The organism is Bradyrhizobium cosmicum (genome assembly GCF_032290525.1).
GTDB lineage: Bacteria > Pseudomonadota > Alphaproteobacteria > Rhizobiales > Xanthobacteraceae > Bradyrhizobium > Bradyrhizobium cosmicum_A.
Genome location: NZ_JASXTA010000250.1, coordinates 1 through 270, shown reverse-complemented (window position 1 = coordinate 270; position 270 = coordinate 1). Strand labels below are relative to the sequence as shown.

The following is a 270-nucleotide window of genomic DNA, read 5'->3' as shown; positions in this document are numbered from 1 at the left end:
CGTTTGATGAGGTGCTCGAACTTCTCGACCTGGCGCCGCTGCTCGACCGCTCTCCCTCGCATCTCTCCGGCGGCGAGCGGCAGCGCGTCGCCATGGGTCGCGCGCTGTTGTCTCAGCCCAGACTGCTTGTGATGGACGAGCCGCTTGGCGCGCTCGACAGCTGCGCCAAACGTGAGATTCTGCCGTTCGTCGAGCGCCTGCCCGAGAAGCTCGCGCTGCCGATGATCTACATCGGCCGTGACATGGCGGAGATCGAACGCTTTGCCGATC

General features: G+C 65.2%; 1 protein-coding gene. It reads left to right on the top strand.

Going from position 1 to position 270, the window contains the following annotated elements; all coding sequences use genetic code 11:
- A partial coding sequence (locus tag QSV46_RS39840; protein WP_314964109.1) for an ATP-binding cassette domain-containing protein occupies window positions 1-270 on the top strand: 270 nt, incomplete at both ends.